A 24,196-nucleotide genomic window follows, 5' to 3' on the forward strand; every position below is an offset into this window, starting at 1 on the left:
TGGATTTGTATTTTTTACTGTTTGTAACAAAAAAAAGCAGCTTCCTGTGAGGAAGCTGCTTTTGCAAGAAAATATAATAGTAATTAGTTTATTCTTACATTAACAGCATTTAAGCCTTTTTTTCCGTTTTCAATTTCGTAGCTAACGCTATCGCCTTCTCTAACTTGGTCTTTTAAGCCTGAAATGTGTACAAATACATCGTCTCCACCATTTTCAGGGGTAATAAAACCAAATCCTTTAGTTTCATTGAAAAACTTTACAGTTCCTTTATTCATTTTATTTAAAAATTATATTGATACAAGGATAGGCTAAATATGTGATAATTTCCCAAAGGTGAGTAAAAAAGACTTTCAGATGACATTTCTATTTTTTGTTATACCTCCTTTGTAATAAAGAAGATAGGATTTGCCAATTGCTATAAGATTTATTTTTATTTATTGCTAAAAGGTTTTATCTTTAATCTCGTTAAATCAATTATTTCTTCGTGAATAGATGTTGAAATACCCAATTTATGTCAATTTAACTTACCACATATGATTTTTAAAACCCTAAAATGGGGGATAGCATGGAGCTTAAGTCTATCCTTATTTTGTACGAATACTGTTTCTGCCCAGAAATTAAATGGCAAAGCTGTTGATCCTGTTGATTTGGTCAACCCGCTTATGGGAACAGATTCAAAACCTTCGCTGTCTAATGGAAATACGTATCCTGCAATCGGATTACCTTGGGGTATGAACATGTGGACCCCGCAGACCGGAAAAAATGGCGATGGCTGGCAATATACCTATGCCGCAGATAAAATAAGAGGTTTGAAGCAGACGCATCAGCCGTCGCCATGGATGAATGACTACGGACAGTTTTCTTTAATGCCGGTAACAGGTAAAGCCACTTTTGATCAAGAAGAAAGAGCCAGTTGGTTTTCACATAAAGCTGAAAAGGCCACTCCTTATTATTATTCGGTGTATTTAGCGGATCATGATGTAACTGCAGAATTAACGCCAACAGAGCGTGCCGCCTATTTTAAATTCTCCTTTAATAAGACAGATTCAGCTTTTGTTGTCCTCGATGCATTCGATAAGGGATCTGAAGTACAGATTATTCCTGAAAAGAATATGGTTATAGGTTATTCTACACGTTACTCTCGTGGAAAATTGACCAATTTTAAGAATTATTTTGTCTTAATATTTGATCAACCTTTTGATAATTACTCAACTTGGGAAGGTAAGGAACGTTTTAAAGGTAAATTAAAATCCACTGCAGATCAGACCGGAGCAATTTTAGGTTTTAAAGTGAAAGATAAATCTAAACCTGTTCAAGTTCGTGTAGCTTCTTCATTTATCAGTGCCGAACAGGCATTGCTCAATCTCAATGAATTAGGTAACCGTACTTTCGATCAGGTAAAGGCTGATGGAAGAGCTGTTTGGAATGAAAAGTTAGGTCGACTAGCTGTAGAAGGTGATAATATCGATCAGATGCGCACTTTCTATTCAACTTTATACCGGACATTATTCTTTCCAAATAAATTATATGAAATCAATGCCTCTGGAGAGAAAGTACATTATAGCCCTTATAATGGAAAAATACTGCCAGGATATTTATACGGTGGTACAGGTTTTTGGGATACCTTCAGAGCGCTATATCCATTTCTAAACCTCATGTATCCATCCATCAATGTTGAAATGCAAGAAGGATTGAAAAACGCGTATTTAGAAGGTGGATTTCTTCCCGAGTGGAGTAGTCCAGGTTTTGCAGATATCATGGTGGGAAATAACTCTGCTTCTGTAGTTGCTGATGCTTACATTAAAGGATTAAGGGGATACGATATCAATACACTTTATGAGGCTTTGAAGCATGGTGCTAACAATGAGGGACCAATGACTGCAGTAGGCCGTAAAGGCGTTGAGTACTACAACAAATTAGGTTATGTGCCTTACGACGTAGGAATCAATGAAAATGCAGCACGTACACTGGAGTATGCTTATGATGATTTTACAATTTATCAATTAGCCAAAGCTTTAAAAAAACCAAAAGCAGATATTGAACTTTATGCAAATAGAGCACAAAATTACCGCCATCTATTTGATCCTTCAACAAACTTAATGCGCGGAAAAAATAAAGATGGCAAATTTCAGAGCCCATTCAATCCATTGAAATGGGGAGATGCGTTTACCGAAGGCAACAGCTGGCATTACTCGTGGAGTGTCTTCCACGATATAGAAGGATTGATTGATTTGATGGGCGGTAATAAACAATTTAATACAATGTTAGATAGTGTATTTACACAACCACCAGCTTTCGACGATAGTTATTACGGTGGTACGATCCATGAAATTCGTGAAATGCAGATCGCGAATATGGGACAGTATGCGCATGGTAATCAACCCATTCAGCACATGATCTACTTGTATAATTACAGTGCTCAACCTTGGAAAACACAATATTGGGTTCGTCAGGTATTAGACCGTATGTATCAAGCTACTCCTGATGGTTATTGTGGAGATGAAGATAATGGTCAAACTTCTGCATGGTATGTTTTCTCTTCACTTGGGTTTTATCCGGTTTGTCCTGCAACAGATGAATACGTATTAGGAGCACCACTTTTCGCAAAAACAACATTAAAACTGGAAAATGGTAAAACAGTAGAGATTATTGGAAATCAAGCTAGCGCACAGAATTTCTATGTCAATGACTTAAAAGTTAATGGAAAATCCTACACCAAGAACTGGTTAAGCCACCAAGAATTAGTGAAAGGTGGAACACTATCCTTTGATATGACTTCTAAACCAAACTACAACCGCGGAGCTACATTAGACGCAGCCCCTTATTCGATGAGTACGGAATTAAAGACAGTTTTTAAAAAATAATGACAAATGAAATTTAGTCAGATAGTTGGTTGTGTAATAGGGTTGATTGCTGGTCAATCAGCCCTTGCTCAAGATAACTGGAGCCATACAGAACATGATCGTGAGGTAGCAGTTGATACCGATAGTATTACAAAGAATGGTTATACATTGATATGGATAAATAAGGATAAAGATTTCAGCCCTGTTTTGAAAGAAAAATTGATCCATACTTTTTTTGTCAATTACCCTAAGTTGGCAAAAACGTATAACAAAAAGACAATGAAAAAAGTATCTTTTGTGATCGATCCCGATTATAAAGGAGTAGCCGCCACAGCCGGTGGTATCGTAAGGTATAGTCCTGAATGGTTTGCGAAGAATCCAGGAGATGTAGATGTCGTAACCCATGAAGTGATGCATATCGTGCAAAGCTACCCCAATGGCTCTGGACCTTGGTGGATTACAGAAGGAATCGCTGATTATGTCCGTTTTGCCGATGGTATTGACAATGCTGGTGCAAATTGGAAATTGCCAGAATGGAATGCCAATCAAAAATATACTGACTCATACCGAGTTACCGCCCGTTTTTTCTTTTGGATAGAGAAAAAAGTGAAAAAAGGATTTGTTAAGAATCTAGATGCCGCAATGCGGAATAAAACCTTTACAGAAGGATTTTGGAAACAGCAAACCGGAAAGACGCTGGATGAGTTATGGAAAAGCTATAGCCAGGCTCCTAGTCTTTAAAAACCTAAACTTATGAAAAGTAAACAATTCCTATATTTAGGATTGTTCCTGTTTCCTAACCTGCTACAGGCGCAGTCCAATTTAATACAATATGTAAAACCCTTGATCGGGACAGCACGGATGGGACATACGTTTCCAGGTGCAACAGTGCCATTTGGTGCCGTACAATTAAGTCCTGATACAGATACTATCCCATATGCTATGAATGGTAAATATAACGGTGATGTCTATAAGTATTGTGCAGGATACCAATATGATGATCCGACCATTGTTGGATTCAGTCATACTCATTTTAGTGGTACTGGACATTCTGATCTGGGTGATATCTTGGTTATGCCAACACAGGGTAAAGTACAGCTTAATCCTGGTACCGCCGATAGACCACAGGATGGATATCGATCACCATATTCACACAGTAATGAAGTTGCAGAAGCAAATTATTATAAAGTACTATTAGATAAACATCAGATTAAAGCAGAGATGACGACCACAAGTCGGGTGGGCATACATCGGTATACATTTCCGAAATCTGATGCTTCTCACTTGATCTTAGATTTAACCGCTGGTATCTATAATTACGAAGCTAAAAATGTTTGGACCGTAGTCCGGGTTTTGAATGACTCGACGATCGTAGGCTACCGTCAAACAAATGGGTGGGCTCGTACAAGGACAGTTTATTTTGCGATTAAAACTTCGAAAGCATTTAAAAATTATGGAGCTAAGTATGAAGATGCAAAACAGGTTTATGCGGGGTTTTGGCGAAAATTTGATCAAAAAAATAATTTTCCGGATTTAGCCGCACATCAGATCAAAATGAATCTGGATTTTGACACGAAGGATGGTGAGGAGGTTTTGATGAAGGTAGCACTAAGTCCCGTAAGTATGAAGAATGCGCTTGCGAATATGGAATACGAAGCACCAGATTGGAACTTTGAAAGTTATGTGAAAGCGGGTCAAAAATCGTGGGAGCAGGAATTGAACAAAGTACAGGTGGATATGCTGAACAAAGAAGATCTGATTAATTTCTACACCGCCATGTACCATGCCAGTCTGATGCCGACAGTGTATATGGATGTGAATGGAGAGTATAAAGGTTTGGACCAAGAGGTGCATCAAGCAAAGGGATTTACCAATTACACCTCTTTTTCGTTATGGGATACTTTTAGGGCATTCCATCCATTAATGAATTTAATCAATCCTACGCGCAATGCCGATATGGTAGCATCCATGATGGCACACTATGATCAAAGTGTCTTGAAAATGTTGCCTATTTGGTCACATTATGCCAATGATAATTGGTGCATGAGCGGGTATCATTCAGTCTCGGTGGTGGTAGATGCAATTTTGAAAGGAGTTTACAAAGGAGATGCCGAAGCCGCGTTGGCAGCATGTGTTCAAACAGCAAATGCACGTAAATATGAAGGAATAGGATCCTATATCGATCTAGGATATGTACCCGATGAAATATCGGGCACTTCAGTTTCCAATACATTGGAATATGCCTATGATGATTGGTGTATTGCACAGTTAGCTAAAAAATTAGGGAAAGAAGACGTCTATCAGATTTTTATGAAAAGAGCATCTAACTGGGAAAATGTCTATGACCGGACCATTGGTTTTATGTGCCCTAAAGATTCAAAAGGAGTATTCAGATCCAAATTCGATGCTTTGGAGACCCATGGTCAAGGATTCATAGAGGGGAATACTTGGAATTACAGTTTATATGTACCACATCAGCCAGTGGCTATGATGGAAATGATGGGGGGGGGCAAAAAATTAGAAAACTATCTGGATTCCTTGTTTACAATGGAATTACCAGATAAATATTTCGAACATACAGAAGATATCACTCGCGATGGAATTATTGGTAACTATGTACATGGTAATGAACCATCGCACCATGTAGCATATTTATATAATCAAACCGCTAGCCCTTGGAAAACACAAGCTCGTGTACGTCAGATCATCCGGAATCAATATCATAATGGACATGCAGGCTTAGGTGGAAATGATGACTGTGGACAGATGTCTGCATGGTATCTATTTACTGCTTTGGGCTTTTATCCAGTTGCACCTGGAGATGATGCTTACTGGATAGGGAGTCCATTGGTCAAATCGGCAAAGATTAACCTAGAAAATGGGAAAACGATTACAATAGATGTGAAAAATCAATCCGAAAAAAATGTCTATGTAAAAAAAGTAAGCTTAAATGGTCAACCTTTAGCTGATTTGAAACTTTCTTATGCTGCCATTATGAATGGAGGGGCACTGCAATTTGAGATGACTGATAAGCCAGGGAAATAGATTTTTATATTGACCTATCATATAAATAAATCAAGTTTCATAAAAGCATAGATCAGATCGTTTATTGTGGACCTGTCAATGATAAAGTTTATGAATAAGAAGATGAGTAAAATTAAGATCATTCAAGCAGTAGCCATTACCAGCTTTGTGGTCTTAATTTTACTTCAATTGAGACTGATATCGAGCGTTTATAAAATTGAACAGCTTGAGTTCCTGAAAAATGAAAAGGCAGAGATCAAATTAGCATATGAGGAATCTATCATCAATGACAAGTTGTATCCAGGGGGGCAGGCAATTATTGATTCGATCTTGGTACCACAGTATGAAACATTACAAAAGCTGTATCATGAAGACCCAAAGCTTTTTCGCCGTAAATTAAAAGATCTGGGAAATGAAATTTTGGGAGAATTAAAAAAGAAAGCAGATTTTGAGATTCAGTTTCACAATATCATTCGAAACCTAAAACTGGACTTGACCGAGTATGATTATGCTTTGTATTTGGATAAGCTTGCGCTAACGTTTGACGGTAAAATCTATTACTCATTGTTTGAAGTTAATTCGACAGATAAAGATGGATTAATCGATGGAAAGTTTGAGGTCGTTCGTCCGCAAAATATTGTCTCTGCCATTACGGTTACAGTTCCCTCCAAAAATTCTAGCTTAATTGCCTTTAAGTTATATGCTAGTAAGCACAATCAGGTAAAAAATATAGTTATGGCTATTGCCCCATTGTTGCTTTTATCGAGCAGTAGTATTTTAGTCATCGTTTTCTTATTTTTCATTACCATGAGAAATTGGATAAGACAAAAAAAATTGAATGAGATTTCAGCCGATTTTTTTAATCATGTGACGCATGAATTTAAGACACCCTTAACAACCATACAGGTCTCTGTCAAAAATTTAAAAGCAGACCTGGAAGATAAAAAATGGGAAGGTGGTTACAGAAGTGTGGATGTCATCACTAGGCAGACCCAAAGATTAGATAAACTGATCAATCAAGCATTGGAGGTGTCAGCTTTTGATCCACAGGCTGCACAATTTCAAAAACATCTTTTAGTAAAAGATCTCAATGATATTATTCTTGATAGTCAAATTAAATGGAAAAAAGAAGCAACTGTAGTATTGAATTTTGAACCTCATACAGTTGATTTATATGTTTATTACGATCATTTTATGTTAACCACTTTAATCACCAATTTAGTTGAAAATGGATTGAAATACAACGTAAGTGAACACAAGAGAGTGCAAGTAAATGTTTTATATATTTCCCCAAAATCGTTAATGATTGAAATTGGCGACAATGGGTTTGGAATTGATAAACAGGATCGAAGTCGCATATTTAATAAGTTCCAAAGAGGTCGGCAGATCAGATCCTCAACAGGATTAGGGTTGGGTTTATATTTTGTTTATAATATTGTTGCGGTACATAAATGGAAACTTGACCTGGAGACTTTTCAAGATCAGGGGACTATTTTTAGAATAATAATTCCAATTAGTAAATAGGATATGGAAGGAAAAATATTACTTATAGAAGATGATGTAGATCTTGGAGTAGAGGTACAATGGTATCTGGAAAGAAGTGGGTTTCATGTACAGCTAGTCGATGATGGGGATAAAGCTTTAATGTTGAGTAAAAAACAAAATTTCGATTTATTGCTAGTCGATGTTCAACTGCCATCATTTGATGGTTTTGAATTGGTGAAGCGGATAAAGGTTTTGAAACCTGGATTTCGTTTCTTGTTTTTAACAGCACGGAATGCAAAGGAAAGCTGTATTGCAGGACTCAAGCTAGGAGCAGAAGATTACGTCACCAAACCATTTGATACGGAAGAGCTCTTATGGCGCATGAACAATATTTTAGCGCGTGGCAAAGAGAAAAAGATAGAAGAACTACAAATTGCAGATGTTGTTTTGTATTGCAGTGCTATGGAAGTACGTGTTAATGGAGGGAAAACATTACGTTTGACTGCACGTGAATTTGAAGTGTGGAAATATCTATTGCAAAATTTAGATCGCGTACTGACCAGAGAAGAAATACTCAATAAACTATGGGGGGAAAGTGACTATTTTATGGGACGCAGTCTAGATGTCTTTATTTCTAAAATACGGAAAGTGCTCTTAAATTCTAATCAATTAAAAATTGAAACAATCTACAAAGTTGGCTTTATCACACGTTTGATCAGGAATTAATAGAAAAAGAATGATGTTAACAATTGATTAACAAGTTTTTGAAATAGGCTTCTCTATATTAGAGTACTAATTCGTTTTAGTATAACTAATTAAGCCTATTATGAACAAACTAACCAGATCTAGGCGACTATTGCTTTTCGTGGGCATGCTGTTGTCTTTTAGTGCTTGTCAAAAAACAGAAGTCAAGCATTATGAATTATTACCCCCAGAAACTGAGCCTGAAATGGACATCACGATTTATGGTAAACTCACTGTTAACCATGAAAATAGTGGTGGTTCAGGTGCTGGTGAGGGCTCTCCAAAAGTAGTCGATGACGACTATTCAACAAAATTTCTAATTAATCCCTATGTGAATGATCTTTTTCTACAATTAACTTTCCCCGGCGGAATTGCCGTAACTTCTTATGTATTAGCCTCTGCCAATGATGCTCCTGGAAGAGACCCTAAAAATTGGGATCTAGTTGCCTCCAACGATGGAGAAACCTGGACAACATTGGAAAGTAAGACTGGGTACACTTTCCCAGATCGAAATTTTAAGGTACGCTTTGACATCTCCAATACAACCAAATACAAGTTTTACAGACTGAATATCAAGGAAATTGCTGGTGGAACAGGTCTGTTTCAAATGGCCGAATGGCGATTGATCTCGGATCCTCAAAAAAGTGCTAACCAATAATAAACCTATTAGATGATGAAAAATATAATCAGAACAATATTTGTTCTTATAGCTTTTTGTAGTTGCTTTTGGGGCAATGAAACTTTTGCACAGCAAGCAGGGCAGGTTCTTGTAAAAGGAATTGTGCGTGATGAGATGAATGTAAATCTGGCAGGAGTAACAGTGACCAATTTAATGACAAAAAACTCTGCTGCAACCAAAGAAAATGGACAATTTGAAATACTTGCAAGTCGAGGTGATTCTTTGACCATAACCAATATCGGATATGAAACTTTCCGCACAGTTATCAATAATGCAATTACGATAAATGTTATTTTAAAAGCAACAAGTAATGGTATTAATGAAGTTGTGGTTGTGGGCTACGGTCAACAAAAGAAAATTTCAGTAGTCGGTGCCCAATCAAGCGTAAATGTTGAAGACCTTAAACTTCCGGTAGCTAACCTAAGTACCATGTTAGCAGGAAGAATTTCTGGACTGGTTGGAGTACAGCGCTCAGGACTTCCGGGTGCAGATGGGGCCGACTTGTGGATTAGAGGTATCTCAAGTATGTCTGGAAATACAGGGCCATTAGTAGTAGTTGATGGAGTACAAGGGCGTGATATTAACGGTCTTGATCCAGAAGATATTTCCTCACTGACTATTTTGAAAGATGCTTCGGCTACTGCTGTATACGGTGTTGCAGGAGCCAATGGGGTGATCTTAATCAGTACAAAAAAAGGAATCACGGGCAAGCCATCATTAATGTTTAATTACAATCAAGGTTTTACATCATTTACAAAAAGACCTGAATTAACAGATGGAGTAACCTATATGTTATTGCGTAATGAAGCACGATTAGCTACAGGAATGCAAAAGGAATATTCAAATAATTATATCAACAATACCATCTTAGGACAAGATCCTTATCTGTACCCAAATGTGAACTGGATGGATCAACTTTTTAAGAATTCAGCAAGCAATCGTCGTGCAAACTTTAGTGCCCGTGGTGGGTCAGAATTCGCAAGCTATTATGTTTCTGGAGCTTATTATGATGAATCGAGTTTGCTTAGAACTGATGCGCTACAAAAGTATGATGCTACAACCAGATTTAAGCGCTACAATTTTACTTCAAATATCTCGATGAATTGGACGACAACAACAAAATTCGAATTGGGAGTACAGGGAAATATCGGAAATATCAATTATCCCGGAGTAAAACCCGAGGAAGCTTTTGGCAATGTTATGCAGACTAATCCAGTCTTATATCCAGCCATGTATCCAGGTAACTTTGTTCCTGGCGTTAGTTCAGCAGGTGCACAACCAAATCCATATGGACAAATAACGCAAACAGGTTACCAAAATATTTTTAACAATCGAGTGATGTCAAATGCTAGACTGACACAAGATTTGTCATTTTGGTTAAAAGGACTGAATTTTTCAGCTTTATATTCATTTGATATCTGGAATGAACATACCATCAATCGTACCCGAAATCGGAGTACTTATTTGATAAATCGTTTGTTTCCATATGACGATCAAGGTAATCCCATCTTAAATATTATTTCGCAGGGTGCTGATGATTTGGCATTCTCTAAATCAAATAATGCCAATAGACAGTTTTACACCGAAGCTGCTTTAAATTATAATACTGTGATTGCAGACAAGCATCAAATCTCAGCTATGTTATTGTATAATCAGCGTGAAATCGTAGAAGCATTTGCAGATAATGTCACATCGTCATTGCCTTTTCGTAACATGGGAACAGCTGGACGTTTAACCTATTCTTATGATGATAAGTACTTTGTGGAAGGTAATTTTGGATATAATGGTTCTGAAAACTTTGCTCCTGGAATGAAGTTTGGTTTCTTCCCTTCTTTTGGGGTCGGCTGGGTAGTTTCGAATGAGAGATTTTTTGAACCAGTGAAAAATGGAATTAACTTTTTAAAATTACGTTATTCTGATGGTAAAGTTGGAGATGGCAGTAATGGTGGTACTCGTCGTTTTGGTTATCTGACTTTAGTCAATACGGATGCGGGAGGTTATACTTTTGGTAACGGTCTTAGTAATACGGGGTATGGAGGTACAGCGATTTCAGACTATGGAACAAATGTACAGTGGGCGGAATCTCATAAACAAAATCTAGGTTTAGAAATAAAAACACTAAAAAGTAAATTATCATTAACAGTTGATTTTTTTAAAGAAAAAAGAACAGGTGTATTTTTACAGAGAGCCTCGCTTCCTGACTATGTTGGATTGACCAATAATCCTTGGGCTAACTTGGGAATTATTGAAAATAAAGGTATTGATGGAACATTAGAATTAGCACCATTTCCAGTTGGAAATGTTCATGTAGATCTACGCGCTACTTTCACTTATAATAAAGATAAGATTCTTGAAAATGATCAACCAAGACAGCCTTTTCCATATATGGAAAGAAGAGGTAACAACGTATTGGGAATATATGGATATCAGGCCGATGGTTTATTTCAGTCGGAAGATGAAATCAAAAATCATGCAGATCAAAGTGCTTTAGGAGCGCAGCGTGTAGGAGATATTCGTTATAAAGATTTAAATGGTGATGGTCTGGTTGATGCTAATGATGTGAGCTGGATAGGTCATGGAGATGTACCCAACTCAGTCTTTGGTTTTGGAGTTAATGTTTCCTATAAGCAGTTTTATTTTGGCGCATTTTTTCAAGGCACTTCAGGAGCTCAACGCCTAATAGGTGGAGACGGTATTATTCCTTTTAATAACAGTACCGGTGCCGAAAGAAGCAATCTTTATGCGATTGCAGAAGACCGTTGGACAGAAGAAAATCCATTGGAAAATCCATTCTACCCACGACTGGCTTATGGAAATGCAGCTAATAAGAATAATTCAGCAGCTTCAACATGGTGGGTGAAAGATGTAGATTTTCTTCGCTTAAAAACAATGGATGTTGGCTATAATTTTAAAAAGGACTTTTTGGAAAGGATCAATGTGAAGAATGCGCGTATCTATGTCCAAGGTGTCAATTTACTTTATTGGAGCAAATTTAAGCTTTGGGATCCTGAATTGAATACCGGAAATGGCACACGTTATCCGAATGTTAGAACAATCTCAATGGGAATACAAGCAACATTTTAACTTTTAATCTTACAAAAATGAAAATAAATAAATTTAGCTGGATGATAATTGCAGCTTTAGCTTTGACATCTTTCAATGGTTGTAAAAATTATTTGGATCAAGTACCTGATGATGTGATTACCGTAGAGGATATTTTCAAATCCAAAACGAATACAGATAAGTTTCTAGCCAATATATACAGTGTTATTCCTAACGAACTGGTACAACGATTTACAAATTCGGGTAATGCAGGTCCATGGACTGCGGCCTCCGATGAAGCCAAATATACCTGGGATTTTAATTATGCAAATAACATGATTTCAAGTGTATGGAGCAATACTGATGGTGTTGTTGCTGGATTTTGGAATAGCTACTATGAAGGTATCCGAAATGCATCATACTTTATTCAAAATATTGATAATGCAAACCCTGTTGAAGTGACATCAGTCATGAAATCAACATACAAAGCAGAGGCACGAGCACTTCGGGCACTCTATTATTATTATTTAGTAAAAACATATGGGGCTGTACCGTTGATTGGTGAAGAGATACTCGATATCAATGCACCTCTTTCTGACCTTAAACTTGCAAGAACTCCTTTTGATGCCTGTATTGATTATATCGTTGACGAATTAGATGAAGCATATAAAGAATTACCATATCGTCCTAATAATAATGAATACGGAAGGATTACAAAGGGAGTCGTAAAGGCATATAAATCAGAAGCACTCTTATTAAAGGCAAGTCCTTTATACAATGGAAATGCAGACTTTGCATCACTGAAAAATCCAGATGGAACAGCTTTATTTAGTGCGACAGAAGATAAGCAGAAGTGGCAGATTGCTGCAACGGCTTCCAAGGAGTTTATAGATGAATTTGTACCAACTTATTATGATCTCTATCAGGAAACAAATGCAGACCCTTTCGTTGCAGCATATTTATCATGCCGCAATGTAATGATTATAGATTGGAATAAGGAGTGGATATTTGCTCGATCAAATAGTGGAAATAATGCACAATATGACCGTACACCAAAACATGTCGGTTTCCCATCAGCAGCACAAGGGGGAGGAGCTCTTGGAGCAACGCAGGCAATGGTAGATGCTTATTTTATGAAAAATGGATTAGCGGTTACCGATTCAAAATCTGAATATTCTGAAGTAGGATTTGTTAACTATAAGGCTCCCTATGATGTTGCAGATCGTACAACATTTAAAATGTATGTAAACCGTGAACCACGTTTTTATGTAGGAATTACTTATAGTGGAAGTTATTGGCTTAATCAAGCAAATAGTAGTACACCTGTCATCTCATGGTTCAATTATAGTGGAAATTCAGGCCGATCCCAAAGCACATCAGATGTAACGCCTACCGGTTATACAGTGAGAAAGAACGTTGGAACAAACGGGAATAATCGAGGAGCTTTATTGTTAAGACTAGCGAATATTTATTTGAACTATGCAGAAGCATTGAATGAATCTTCTCCAGGAAATGCAGATATTTTAAAATATGTCAATTTGATCCGAAAACGCGCTGGTGTACCAGGATATGGCGAAGGAGATATTGCTATTCCTGCAGGGCAGGCGGCAATGCGCGAGGCAATTAGAAAAGAGCGTCAAGTAGAACTTGCTTTTGAAAATGTCCGTTATTTTGATACTCGTCGTTGGAAAATTGCTGAAAATGTCAGTGGAGGACCAGTCTATGGAATGAATCTGAATGCCGATGGAAATGATTTCTTTAAGAGAACGGTAATCGAAACAAGAATTTTTAAAAAGCGGGATTATCTATTTCCAATTCCGAATAATGAAGTACTGAAAAATGAGAAACTAATTCAAAATGTAGGTTGGTAGTGTTTGTTTGTAATCAAATCGAGGTCTTTTTAAGACCTTGATTTGTTTTATGCCATTTAACCTAAAATTTTTGTAATTATAACAGTATCATATATTAAGTTAATGCAGGGATACGTAAATTTAACAAAATTTAAATATTAAGATTGAAACCTTGCTTCCTGCGGTTTCAATCAAAATGAAAAATACAATAATGAATTTTAAAAAAAATTTAGGAGCATTAGTTTTATTGCTCTCTGTTCAGTTGAGCAAAGCACAGTCATTTAGTCCTGTCGATTATGTCAACCCATTGATCGGGACACAGTCTAAGTACGAATTGTCAAATGGGAATACCTATCCAGCTATTGCAATGCCATGGGGCATGAATTTCTGGACACCACAAACAGGCAATATGGGTGATGGCTGGGTCTATATATATACGGCAGATAAAATCAAAGGTTTTAAACAAACCCATCAGCCAAGTCCTTGGAATAATGATTATGGACAGTTTTCTATTATGCCAACAATTGGAGAACCAGTCTTTGACCAAGAAAAGCGTGCGAGCTGGTTTTCCCATAAAGCAGAAGTCGTAAAACCGTATTTCTACAGTGTATATCTTGCAGATCATGATGTGACTACAGAATTAACACCATCGGAGCGAGGGGCAATATTTCGTTTTACCTTTCCAAAAACTGCAGCAGCTCAGGTGGTTATTGATGCTTTCGATAAAGGATCATACATTAAAGTAATTCCAGAAGAAAATAAGATAATCGGGTATAACACCCGGAATAGTGGTGGCGTGCCTGATAACTTTAAAAACTATTTTGTCATCGTTTTTGATCGTTCATTTGATTTTAAAGCAGCTGTAAAGAGTGGCGATATCAAAAATGATGTATTAGAAATGAAAGATAACCATGCAGGTGCTATCGTAGGATTTAAAAATTTGAAACGAGGTGAGCAAGTTATCGCTCGTGTTGCATCATCATTCATCAGCTTTGAACAAGCGGAGCTAAACCTTAAAGAAGTTAAAGGCAAAACGTTTGATGAGATAGTTGCGGTAGGAAAAGCGAAATGGAATGAAGTATTGGGACGTGTTGAGGTGAAAGATCCAGATATTGATCGTTTAAAAACTTTTTATTCCTGTTTGTATCGTTCGACTTTATTTCCGCGAGATTTCTCAGAAATAGATGCAAAAGGAAAAAGGGTGCATTATAGTCCTTATAACGGACAGGTTCTACCCGGAGAAATGTTTACAGATACCGGATTTTGGGATACATTTAGAAGCTTATTTCCCTTATTGAATCTCATCTACCCTGAAATGAATGATCGTATGCAGGCTGGACTGGTAAATGCATATAAGGAAAGTGGATTTTTACCAGAATGGGCTTCCCCGGGGCATCGCGAGTCAATGATCGGTAATAATTCGGCCTCAGTGGTGGCAGATGCTTTTACAACAGGAAGAAAAGGATATGATGCTGATCTATTATGGGACGCTGTCGTGCATGGGGCAAATAACGCTCATCCTAAAATTTCAGCAACAGGAAGGTTCGGTCATGAGGTGTATAATACATTAGGGTTTATACCTATTGATAAGAATATCAATCAAAATGTCGCCAGGACTTTGGAATATGCCTATAATGATTGGAGTATCTATCAATTTGGAAAAGCCTTAGGAAAACCAAATTCAGAAATTTCAATTTATGCAAAGCGTGCCATGAATTATAAAAATATTTATGATGCTGAGACAAAATTGATGCGTGGAAAAAAATCTGATGGTACTTTTATTACACCTTTTGATCCAAGTGCCTGGTCTAAAGAGTATACTGAAGGAAATGCGTGGCACTGGAGTTTTTGTGTCTTCCATGATCCGCAAGGTTTGATTGATTTAATGGGTAGTAAAAAGGCTTTCAATGCAATGCTTGATACCGTATTTGTGATACCAAGCTACGAGGGCATGAAGAGCAGAAGTATGATCCACGAAATGAGAGAAATGCAAATCATGAATATGGGCCAATATGCACATGGTAATCAGCCAATTCAGCACATGCCATATCTCTATAATTATGCTGCTGAGCCTTGGAAAGCACAATATTGGGTGCGCCAAATCATGGATAAGCTTTATCTGCCAACTCCCGATGGTTATTGTGGTGATGAAGATAATGGACAAACATCTGCTTGGTATGTTTTCTCAGCTTTGGGTTTCTATCCCGTAGCTCCAGCTTCGGGCGAATATGTATTGGGATCACCACAATTTCAATCCGTCAAATTAAATCTACAAAATGGGAAAACACTGAAGATCGACGCGACTAATCAAAATAAAGATAACGTATACGTCAATGAAGTAAAGGTTAATGGGAAAATGTATACCAAGAATTTCTTTCAATATAAGGAGCTAATGAAAGGGGGGGAGTTGCAATTTGATATGGCTGATAAACCGAACAAAAAAAGAGGAATTAAAGATACTGATGCACCCTACTCATTCAGTAAAATGAAATTGTAGCAATAAATCAATTTTGAATATACTAACGAAAATTTTTAAAAGAGATCTTTAATGCCAACAAAGGTTGTTATTAGGCTGTTAAACAGGGGGCGACAATTTTTTGTCTGCCCCCTGTTTGTTTTTTATAGCTAAAATATGATATATTTATCTTCAACCATTGGGGAATTTAAATAATGACGAAACGTTTTATTACTCTTTTTTTATTCTATTTTTTCATTTTAACAGTCTTTGCGCAAGATTTGAGCGATAGTATAAGTCTATATCGCAAGCTTGATTATGTTATGGAAAATCAAGAACTCTATGTGAAAAAAAGAGAAGATCATATTGCTAAACTTAAACAGGAAGCCTCTTTGGTAAAAAAAGATGAACATGACTATCTAAAGAAAAATTACGAAATATTTAAAAACTATAAAAAGTTTCAATCCGACTCAGCATTGCATTATATTATGCTATGTCGACAATTAGCTTTAAAAAATTCAGATTCGTCATCAATAGCCGTAAGTCTAGATCTGGCTTGGATCTATTCTTCAATAGGTAGGTACATTGAGGCAGAACATGTATTGCAACAGTTAAATCCCACGACACTATCAAGTACATTATTACCGCAATATTATGAAACTTATAGCGCTTTTTACAGCCATTATGGCCAAAGCAATAATCATGAAAAATACTACCAGGCCAGTGAGCGTTACCGAGACTCCTTGTTAATGGTTCTTGATCCTCAGTCTTCTCAGTTTAAAAGTGCAACAGCGATTAAAATCCTATTTCAAGGACAGCGAGAAGAGGCTAAGACCTTATTTAAAGCCATGTGGAAGGAAAACAAAGAAGATTTAGAACAAAGAGCACTTATTGCCTATTTCATAGGACTAATCTATAAGCAGGAAAAAAATATAATCGCACAGCGTTATTATTTTGCGCAGTCAGCAATTGCTGATATTGAAATTGCTAATCGTGACAATGCCTCTTTGCAAGATCTGGCATTGACTTATTATGAGCTCCGCGACTTTGATCATGCATTTAAATTTATCGAAAAAGCGATCGATGACGCAATGGGTTGTAATGTTCGTTATCGTATAGTAGAAGGCACATCTTTTTATCCGATTATTAACGCAGCTTATCAGAAGAAAATCAATACCCAGAATAGACAGTTACAAGTGATGTTAATTGTCATTAGCTTTTTATCATTGATCTTGATTATCGGTTTGGTATTTATCTTTAGGCAGGTACAACGACTAAGGTTAACACGTGAAGAACTTTCGATGACCAATAGCAATTTACGTAAACTGAATGAAGAGGTCAATGATAAAAACATGCAGCTCTTTGAATCAAATCACATCAAAGAAGAATATATCGCCCAATTTTTTGATCTCTGTTCCAATTATATTGATAAGATGGAAGACATACGGAAAGCACTTCTTAAGAAAGCCAGTACCCAGCAATGGGATGCGATCAAAGATCAACTGAAATCCACACAGATGGTCGAACGGGAAGTGCAGCAGTTATATATTAATTTTGACCGCATTTTCTTAAATCTATATCCTTCATTTGTTGCAGATTTCAATAAACTGCTTGCTTCAGATGAGCAAATCCTACCCAAGAAAGGTGAGTTTCTAAATACTGAGCTCCGCATTTTTGCCTTGATTCGTCTGGGCATTTCAGACAGTGTTAAGATCGCGAGTTTCTTACGTTACTCCCTTCGCACAGTCTATAACTATCGGACCAAAGTCCGCAATAAAGCCGTTGGAAATCGAGATGATTTTGAAGATCAAGTCCGACAAATTGCAGTAATTGATCGCTCTTAAAGGTCAATCTAGTACTTTTTAACTCCCTAAATTTTATTTAACCATCTTGTTTTAAGGTGTTTAGAAAATATGATCAGTACTTTTTAGATTTAGACCCTTTTATCCCGCTCAGCGTTCTAGTAGCTTTGTTTTTGTCATAGAGCTGGGGAATTCTATGGCTATTTGAGTAGTTCTCAAACTAAATTATTGAAACCATTTTATAAATGCTTATGATTTTCTTTACTAAGAAAGCAACTCTTTTTATGTGGGTAATTTATTTCTTTGCGATAGTCGGTACATCCGTCGCTCAGGATAAAATACAGATCAGTGGACGTGTACTTGATGTCCAAGATCAAAAGCCACTAGGAGGTGTTACAATTGTTCAAAAAGGAACAGTCAATGGCGTATCTTCTCAAGAAGATGGACGCTTTCAAATCTCGGTTCCATCCGGAACAACTTTGTTATTTACCTACGTTGGTTATGATAGAAAGGAAGTGGTGGTCAATTCTAGCAACCTGACAGTACAATTAAGCTCTTCTGCCAATGTACTGGAAGATGTGGTTGTGATTGGGTACGGTAGCGTAAAACGAAAAGATGTAACCACAGCAATCTCATCGGTATCAACAAAAGATCTTGAAAAAAGACCAATTGTCAATGTCGGTCAAGCAATTCAAGGAAAAGCTGCAGGAGTTGCGGTAATACAGCCGAATGGTGCACCCGGAGCTGAAATGTCTATTAAAGTCCGTGGTACAACATCTTTTAATGGAAGTAATGATCCACTTTATGTCGTCGACGGAGTACCGGTCGATAATCTAAAATTTTTGTCTCCAAATGATGTGACAGATATTCAGATTCTGAAAGATGCATCTTCAGCAGCGATTTATGGATCTTTAGCAGCAAATGGTGTCGTGCTCATCACCACCAAATCAGGTAAAAGTGGAGAAGCCAAAATCAATCTCAATGCGCAGTACACAGCAAATATCGTTAATAATAGTTTTGACGTTCTCAATGTCCAACAATATAAAGAGCTGCAGGATGAAATAGGAATGGTAAACTTGCCATCAGGACTTGCTGATCAAACAGACTGGGCTAAGGAAGCATATAAAACAGGAATACAGCAAAACTATCAATTGTCAATCTCAGATGGGACAGAAAAGTTGCGTTATTTTCTTTCTGCAGGTTATGTGAATGATAAAGGTGTCCTAGAAGGATCGTTCTTTAAACGCTATAATTTTAGAGCTAATATCGATAATCAGTTAAGAAAATGGATGAAAGTAACAGCCAATATCAATTATTCAGATTACAACGATAATGGTATAATTACGGGTACTGGAGCAAGTAGGGGAGGTGTGGTACTATCCGTGATCAATACTCCTACCTATGCACCAGTTTGGGATCCTGTAAATCCAAATCAATACTATAATAATTTTTATGGAATAGGAAATATTACAAGCCCATTGGAAAATTTAGCACGAGGTAAGTACAACAATAATCGTGAGAATCGCTTATTGGCGACAGGTAGTACCTTGATCACTTTTATGCCTGAATTGACTTTCAAATCTTCTTTTACAATGGATAGAAGAAATGCTTTAACCACAAATTTTCTTGATCCAATATCGACAGCATGGGGGAGAAGTCAATTCGGAACCGCCTCAGATTTTAGAAATATGAATACCAGATTAACTTGGGATAATGTATTGACTTATACCAAAAATTTTGGTAAACATAGTTTAGAAGCTATGGCAGGGTCATCATGGGTAGATTCAAAATATACCAATAGTTATATCAATGGGTCCAACTATCGTAATGATCTGATTCAAACCCTGAATGCTGCAAATAAAATTTCGTGGAATGGAACTGGTTCTGGCGCATCTAATTGGGGGATGATGTCTTACTTTGCACGTGCAATGTATAACTACGATGGAAAATATATGTTAACGGCTAATGTACGGGCAGATGGATCTTCCAAATTAAATCCCAAAGATCGCTGGGGTTATTTTCCTTCTCTATCAGCGGCATGGCGCGCATCGTCTGAATCCTTTATGTCAGATATCGAATGGATAAATGATTTCAAAATTAGGGGAGGTTGGGGACAGACAGGAAACCAATCCGGAATAGGAGATTATTCTTACCTCCAATTATACAATATAGAACGTTTTCAGTGGTTTCAAGTAGGACTGGAAAATGCTGTCCCTAATATTAATCCAGCAGGCCTACGTACACCAGATTTAAGTTGGGAAACAACTACGCAATCCAACGTAGGAATTGATTTTGCAGGATTCAATAATAGGTTAAATGTAACAGTAGATTATTATCATAAAAAAACCAAAGATATGTTGATGTATGCTAGCCTTCCAGCAGGGAATACAGCCTCAACAATCGCCCGTAATGAAGGTGAAATGACCAATAAAGGATTTGAACTAACTGTCGGATCGAAAAATCTAAATGGAGATTTTACATGGAATACCGACTTTAACATATCATTCAACCGAAATAAACTCGATAAAGTAGAGCTTCAAAAAATATATTACGCAGCAAAGACCAGTGAAGTTGTTAATGATTATGTCGTAAGAAATGAGCCAGGTCGAGCATTAGGAGGATTTTATGGCTATATCAGTGATGGTGTTAATCCAGAAACCGGAGAATTGATGTACCGAGATCTAAATGGAGACGGAAAGATATCATCTTCAGATCGTACATACATTGGCGATCCAAATCCAAAATTTACATATGGGATGACTAATAGCTTTTCTTGGAAGAATTTTGATCTTAGTATTTTCTTACAAGGAACCTATGGAAATGATCTTTACAACGCTAGTCGTATGGAAATGGAAGGAATGTATGACGGGAAAAATCAAATTACTAAAGTATTGGATCGCTGGAAGATTCCTGGACAAATCACAGAAGTACCGAAAGCTGGATATGATATGAAAAATTCGAATTATTTCATTGAAGATGGAAGCTACTTACGATTGAAAAATATTTCATTGAGTTATGGTTTCGCTTCAGAAAAGTTAAAACGCAACGGTATTCAAAAAATACAGCCTTATTTTTCAGCCAGTAATTTGTTGACGTGGACCAAATATTCAGGCATGGATCCAGAAGTAAATCAATGGGGTGGAAGTGGAACTATTCAAGGGATTGATTGGGGAACTTATCCACACAGCCGCTCATTTGTTATAGGTGTTAACCTTGAATTTTAATGAAAATCATCATGAAAATAATATATAGATATCTGCTTATCTTGTTGGTGTTTAGTACATTGCTGTCGGCCTGTTCATTGGTCAGAGATCCACTAGATTCATATTCCGACATTACAGAAGGAGAAACCGTTACAGGTGAAAAAGTTGTATTTAAAGATAAAGCTGCAGTAGACAATTTTTTGGCATCTTTGTATAATCAAATGCGTGATCGTCAGGAACATTGGTATGTTGATTTACTGTTGATTGCAGAATCCCATGCCGACAATGCATATGCAGGTACAACAGGAGCACAAGTTGTGCCTTTTGAGAGTAATGCTATTGAAGGCTCTAACTCTGTAGTAGAAAGAGATTGGGATCGCTATCTTGAAGATATCGCACGCGCCAACCGTTTGATTATACACGTGGATAGTGTAGCTGATCGATCAGTTAACGATGCTGAAATTAAATTGTATAAAGCACAAGCAAAGATATTTCGCGCATTGGCAATGTTTGATATGGTAAGAATTTTCGGATCTATCCCAGTTATTACAACCATAGCTGGAGATATTACCTCGGAAAATATTGTTGAAGTATATCCACAATACTTTCCAAAACAAAGTACGGAGGAAGAGGCTTATATGCAGATTGAAAAAGATTTGCTGGAAGCATTAGTTGATGCTCCGAATACAAGTTCCTCCAATAAAACAATATTTACTAAATCTGTAGCAAGAGCCATGCTTGCCAAAGTTTATGCCGAAAAACCATTACGTGATTACAATAAAGTTGTCCAGTATGTGGATGCTCTTGCTACCGATGGCTTTGATCTGAATGTTAATTATTCCGATATCTATGCCATGAATGCTGGTAATACAGATTTAGCACAGCGTAATACACGTGAATCAATCCTAGAAGCACAATTTCTTCCAGGAGCAGGTAACTGGGCAACATGGATGTTCGGCCGTGACCTTTCGAACTACGATAATAGCTTTACATGGGCCAAATGGGTAACTCCTTCGCGAGATTTAATTCAGACCTATCAAAATGAAGGTGATCAAATTCGAATGAATCAATCAATCGTTTATTATGTAGCCACATGGAGTAACTACTATCCGGCATCACACTATCCCTTTATGTTCAAGTTGCGATCAGGTATGAGTAGTATGGTAAAACTAAGATATGCCGATTTATTATTACTGAAAGCCGAAGCATTGATTATGCAAGCAAGTCCCAACTTAACTGCTGCTGCAGATATCATAGATCGTATAAGAGAAAGAGTAAAACTTCCGAAATTAGATAATTCAATACGTGTTGCTAAAGATCGTATGTTGGATGCATTATTGAAAGAGCGACGTTTAGAATTAGCTTTTGAAGGACAGCGTTGGTTTGATTTAGTCCGATTGGATAAAGTCGAATCTATTATGAATGCAGTTTACGCAAAAGATTCAGGGCGTAAATCGCAAGTTTACCCTTTTAATAAGAATTCATACCGCCTGCCGATCCCACAAGCAAAGATCGATCAGAATCCAAATTTAGTGCAAAATCTAGGGTACTAATTAATTGAAAACTTTATGAAACGCAAAAATAATAACACTATGATATATACACTCCTGTTGTCCTGTTTAATCACGGCAACATCATGTAACCGAGATAGCTATAAGCCTTCAGCTTCAGATAACATAAAAGACAAAGGCGATGTAACGATTTATACAACAACCAATACACGCTCCCAAGATTTTACAAAAGGATTTATAGATTTCAGTACGAAATTTAATATGTCACCAAACACGATCACATTAGATCCTACCCAAAAGTTTCAAACGATGGACGGTTTTGGTGCCGCTATTACAGGATCTACTTGTTATAACTTAATGAAGATGAGTAAAGAAGATCGCACCAAGTTTTTAACAGAAACTTTTTCAGATGAAAAAGGTATGGGAATGAATTATATTAGAATCGCTATTGGATGTTCTGATTTCTCTTTAAGTGAGTATACCTGTTGGGATAAAGAAGGGAAAGAAAATTTTGCTTTGCAGTTCGAAGAGAAGCAATATATCCTACCTGTGCTAAAAGAAATACTGGCAATCAATCCATCAATCAAAATTATGGGTTCTCCATGGACACCGCCCAAATGGATGAAAGTAAATAATTTGACAGATTTGAAACCTTTCGATTCTTGGAAGAGTGGTCAATTAAACCCTAAGCATTACCAAGACTATGGATGGTATTTTGTGCAGTGGTTGCAGGCAATGAAAAAAGAAGGTATCACGGTATCTTCGATTACAGTTCAAAACGAACCGTTAAACCGTGGTAATTCGGCTTCGTTATACATGACCTGGCAAGAACAACAGGCTTTTATTAAACAAGCATTAGGTCCGCAATTGAAAGCAGCTGCGTTAGAAACTAAAATCTATGCCTTCGATCATAATTACAACTATGATAATATTGCTGATCAAAATGACTATCCTGTGAAAATTTATAACGATGCAGGTGCCGCTTCTTATATAGCTGGAGCCGCATTTCACAATTATGGCGGTGACAAAGCTGAATTATTGGATATTCATAACCAACGTCCAGATAAAGAACTGGTCTTTACAGAAACATCTATCGGAGAGTGGAATGAAGGTCGAAATCTTGAAAAGAGATTAATGGAAGATATGCGTGAAGTAGCGTTAGGAACGGTCAATAATTGGAGCCGGGCAGTTATAGTTTGGAATCTGATGTTAGACACCGATAAAGGACCAAATCGTGAAGGGGGATGCCAGACCTGTTATGGTGCTGTTGATATCAGTAAATCTAATTTTAAGAATATCACACGCAATTCGCACTACTACATTGTAGGACACCTTTCGTCAGTCGTAAAATCTGGTGCAGTTCGTATTGGAGCGAAAGGATATACAGCAGAGGGGCTAGTGTACACTGCATTTCAAAATAAAGATGGGTCTTATGCAATTGTATTGCTGAATGATGCCGAAGAAAATAGAAAGATTACAATAAGTGATTCAAAAAATCATTTCAGCTATGAGGTGCCGGCTAAATCAGTAGTTTCTTATCGTTGGGCCAATTAAAATC

The 24,196-nt window shown here is 37.1% G+C and carries 14 protein-coding genes; 13 read left to right on the top strand and 1 reads right to left on the bottom strand.

Annotation, left to right across the window (positions count from 1 at the left end; translation table 11 throughout):
• Positions 1 to 83 precede the first annotated feature (83 nt).
• Positions 84 to 275, bottom strand: a complete 192-nt coding sequence (locus tag WH188_RS12425; protein ID WP_021190047.1) for a cold-shock protein — start codon at positions 273 to 275, stop codon at positions 84 to 86.
• Positions 276 to 533: 258 nt separating this feature from the next.
• Between WH188_RS12425 and WH188_RS12430 the strand changes: the two genes are divergently transcribed.
• From WH188_RS12430 to WH188_RS12490, 13 genes are all read left to right on the top strand, one after another.
• Complete coding sequence (locus WH188_RS12430) at positions 534 to 2,864, top strand: GH92 family glycosyl hydrolase (RefSeq protein ID WP_339424091.1); 2,331 nt, start codon at positions 534 to 536, stop codon at positions 2,862 to 2,864.
• Positions 2,865 to 2,870: 6 nt separating this feature from the next.
• Positions 2,871 to 3,584, top strand: a complete 714-nt coding sequence (locus tag WH188_RS12435; protein WP_339424092.1) for a basic secretory protein-like protein — start codon at positions 2,871 to 2,873, stop codon at positions 3,582 to 3,584.
• Positions 3,585 to 3,596: 12 nt separating this feature from the next.
• Complete coding sequence (locus WH188_RS12440; RefSeq protein ID WP_339424093.1) at positions 3,597 to 5,888, top strand: GH92 family glycosyl hydrolase; 2,292 nt, start codon at positions 3,597 to 3,599, stop codon at positions 5,886 to 5,888.
• A 102-nt stretch (positions 5,889 to 5,990) separates the two neighbouring features.
• Positions 5,991 to 7,391 (top strand): sensor histidine kinase, encoded by a 1,401-nt coding sequence (locus WH188_RS12445; RefSeq protein WP_168127655.1) that lies wholly within the window; start codon positions 5,991 to 5,993, stop codon positions 7,389 to 7,391.
• 3 nt (positions 7,392 to 7,394) lie between these two features.
• A complete protein-coding gene (locus WH188_RS12450; RefSeq protein ID WP_339424094.1) occupies positions 7,395 to 8,078 on the top strand; it encodes a response regulator transcription factor in 684 nt (227 codons plus the stop codon).
• 100 nt (positions 8,079 to 8,178) lie between these two features.
• Complete coding sequence (locus WH188_RS12455) at positions 8,179 to 8,754, top strand: discoidin domain-containing protein (RefSeq protein WP_168127653.1); 576 nt, start codon at positions 8,179 to 8,181, stop codon at positions 8,752 to 8,754.
• Positions 8,755 to 8,766: 12 nt separating this feature from the next.
• Positions 8,767 to 11,859 carry a SusC/RagA family TonB-linked outer membrane protein gene (locus tag WH188_RS12460; RefSeq protein ID WP_168127652.1) on the top strand — a complete coding sequence of 1,031 codons (3,093 nt, stop codon included), beginning with the start codon at positions 8,767 to 8,769 and terminating at the stop codon, positions 11,857 to 11,859.
• Positions 11,860 to 11,876: 17 nt separating this feature from the next.
• Complete coding sequence (locus WH188_RS12465; protein ID WP_206368552.1) at positions 11,877 to 13,688, top strand: RagB/SusD family nutrient uptake outer membrane protein; 1,812 nt, start codon at positions 11,877 to 11,879, stop codon at positions 13,686 to 13,688.
• 190 nt (positions 13,689 to 13,878) lie between these two features.
• Positions 13,879 to 16,164 carry a GH92 family glycosyl hydrolase gene (locus WH188_RS12470; RefSeq protein ID WP_339424095.1) on the top strand — a complete coding sequence of 762 codons (2,286 nt, stop codon included), beginning with the start codon at positions 13,879 to 13,881 and terminating at the stop codon, positions 16,162 to 16,164.
• 281 nt (positions 16,165 to 16,445) lie between these two features.
• On the top strand, positions 16,446 to 17,966 hold the full coding sequence (locus WH188_RS12475) for a DUF6377 domain-containing protein (protein WP_237682829.1): 1,521 nt from the start codon (positions 16,446 to 16,448) through the stop codon (positions 17,964 to 17,966).
• Between the two features lie 242 nt (positions 17,967 to 18,208).
• Positions 18,209 to 21,148 carry a SusC/RagA family TonB-linked outer membrane protein gene (locus WH188_RS12480; protein ID WP_237682828.1) on the top strand — a complete coding sequence of 980 codons (2,940 nt, stop codon included), beginning with the start codon at positions 18,209 to 18,211 and terminating at the stop codon, positions 21,146 to 21,148.
• Positions 21,149 to 21,159: 11 nt separating this feature from the next.
• Entirely contained in the window at positions 21,160 to 22,680 is a 1,521-nt protein-coding gene (locus WH188_RS12485; RefSeq protein WP_168127648.1) for a RagB/SusD family nutrient uptake outer membrane protein, read from the top strand.
• A 39-nt stretch (positions 22,681 to 22,719) separates the two neighbouring features.
• The gene (locus WH188_RS12490) at positions 22,720 to 24,192 is read left to right on the top strand and encodes a glycoside hydrolase family 30 protein (protein WP_168127647.1); all 1,473 of its coding nucleotides are present in this window, start codon (positions 22,720 to 22,722) and stop codon (positions 24,190 to 24,192) included.
• Positions 24,193 to 24,196: the final 4 nt, after the last annotated feature.

The sequence above is a fragment of the Sphingobacterium sp. MYb388 genome, from assembly GCF_037479535.1.
Taxonomy (GTDB): Bacteria; Bacteroidota; Bacteroidia; order Sphingobacteriales; family Sphingobacteriaceae; genus Sphingobacterium; species Sphingobacterium anhuiense.

Excerpts from the sequence above, each read along its gene's own strand:
- WH188_RS12425 (WP_021190047.1), bottom strand. The coding sequence starts at position 275 with ATGAATAAAGGAACTGTAAAGTTTTTCAATGAAACTAAAGGATTTGGT.
- WH188_RS12430 (WP_339424091.1), top strand. The coding sequence starts at position 534 with ATGATTTTTAAAACCCTAAAATGGGGGATAGCATGGAGCTTAAGTCTA.
- WH188_RS12435 (WP_339424092.1), top strand. The coding sequence starts at position 2,871 with ATGAAATTTAGTCAGATAGTTGGTTGTGTAATAGGGTTGATTGCTGGT.
- WH188_RS12440 (WP_339424093.1), top strand. The coding sequence starts at position 3,597 with ATGAAAAGTAAACAATTCCTATATTTAGGATTGTTCCTGTTTCCTAAC.
- WH188_RS12445 (WP_168127655.1), top strand. The coding sequence starts at position 5,991 with ATGAGTAAAATTAAGATCATTCAAGCAGTAGCCATTACCAGCTTTGTG.
- WH188_RS12450 (WP_339424094.1), top strand. The coding sequence starts at position 7,395 with ATGGAAGGAAAAATATTACTTATAGAAGATGATGTAGATCTTGGAGTA.
- WH188_RS12455 (WP_168127653.1), top strand. The coding sequence starts at position 8,179 with ATGAACAAACTAACCAGATCTAGGCGACTATTGCTTTTCGTGGGCATG.
- WH188_RS12460 (WP_168127652.1), top strand. The coding sequence starts at position 8,767 with ATGATGAAAAATATAATCAGAACAATATTTGTTCTTATAGCTTTTTGT.
- WH188_RS12465 (WP_206368552.1), top strand. The coding sequence starts at position 11,877 with ATGAAAATAAATAAATTTAGCTGGATGATAATTGCAGCTTTAGCTTTG.
- WH188_RS12470 (WP_339424095.1), top strand. The coding sequence starts at position 13,879 with ATGAATTTTAAAAAAAATTTAGGAGCATTAGTTTTATTGCTCTCTGTT.
- WH188_RS12475 (WP_237682829.1), top strand. The coding sequence starts at position 16,446 with ATGGAAAATCAAGAACTCTATGTGAAAAAAAGAGAAGATCATATTGCT.
- WH188_RS12480 (WP_237682828.1), top strand. The coding sequence starts at position 18,209 with ATGTGGGTAATTTATTTCTTTGCGATAGTCGGTACATCCGTCGCTCAG.
- WH188_RS12485 (WP_168127648.1), top strand. The coding sequence starts at position 21,160 with ATGAAAATAATATATAGATATCTGCTTATCTTGTTGGTGTTTAGTACA.
- WH188_RS12490 (WP_168127647.1), top strand. The coding sequence starts at position 22,720 with ATGATATATACACTCCTGTTGTCCTGTTTAATCACGGCAACATCATGT.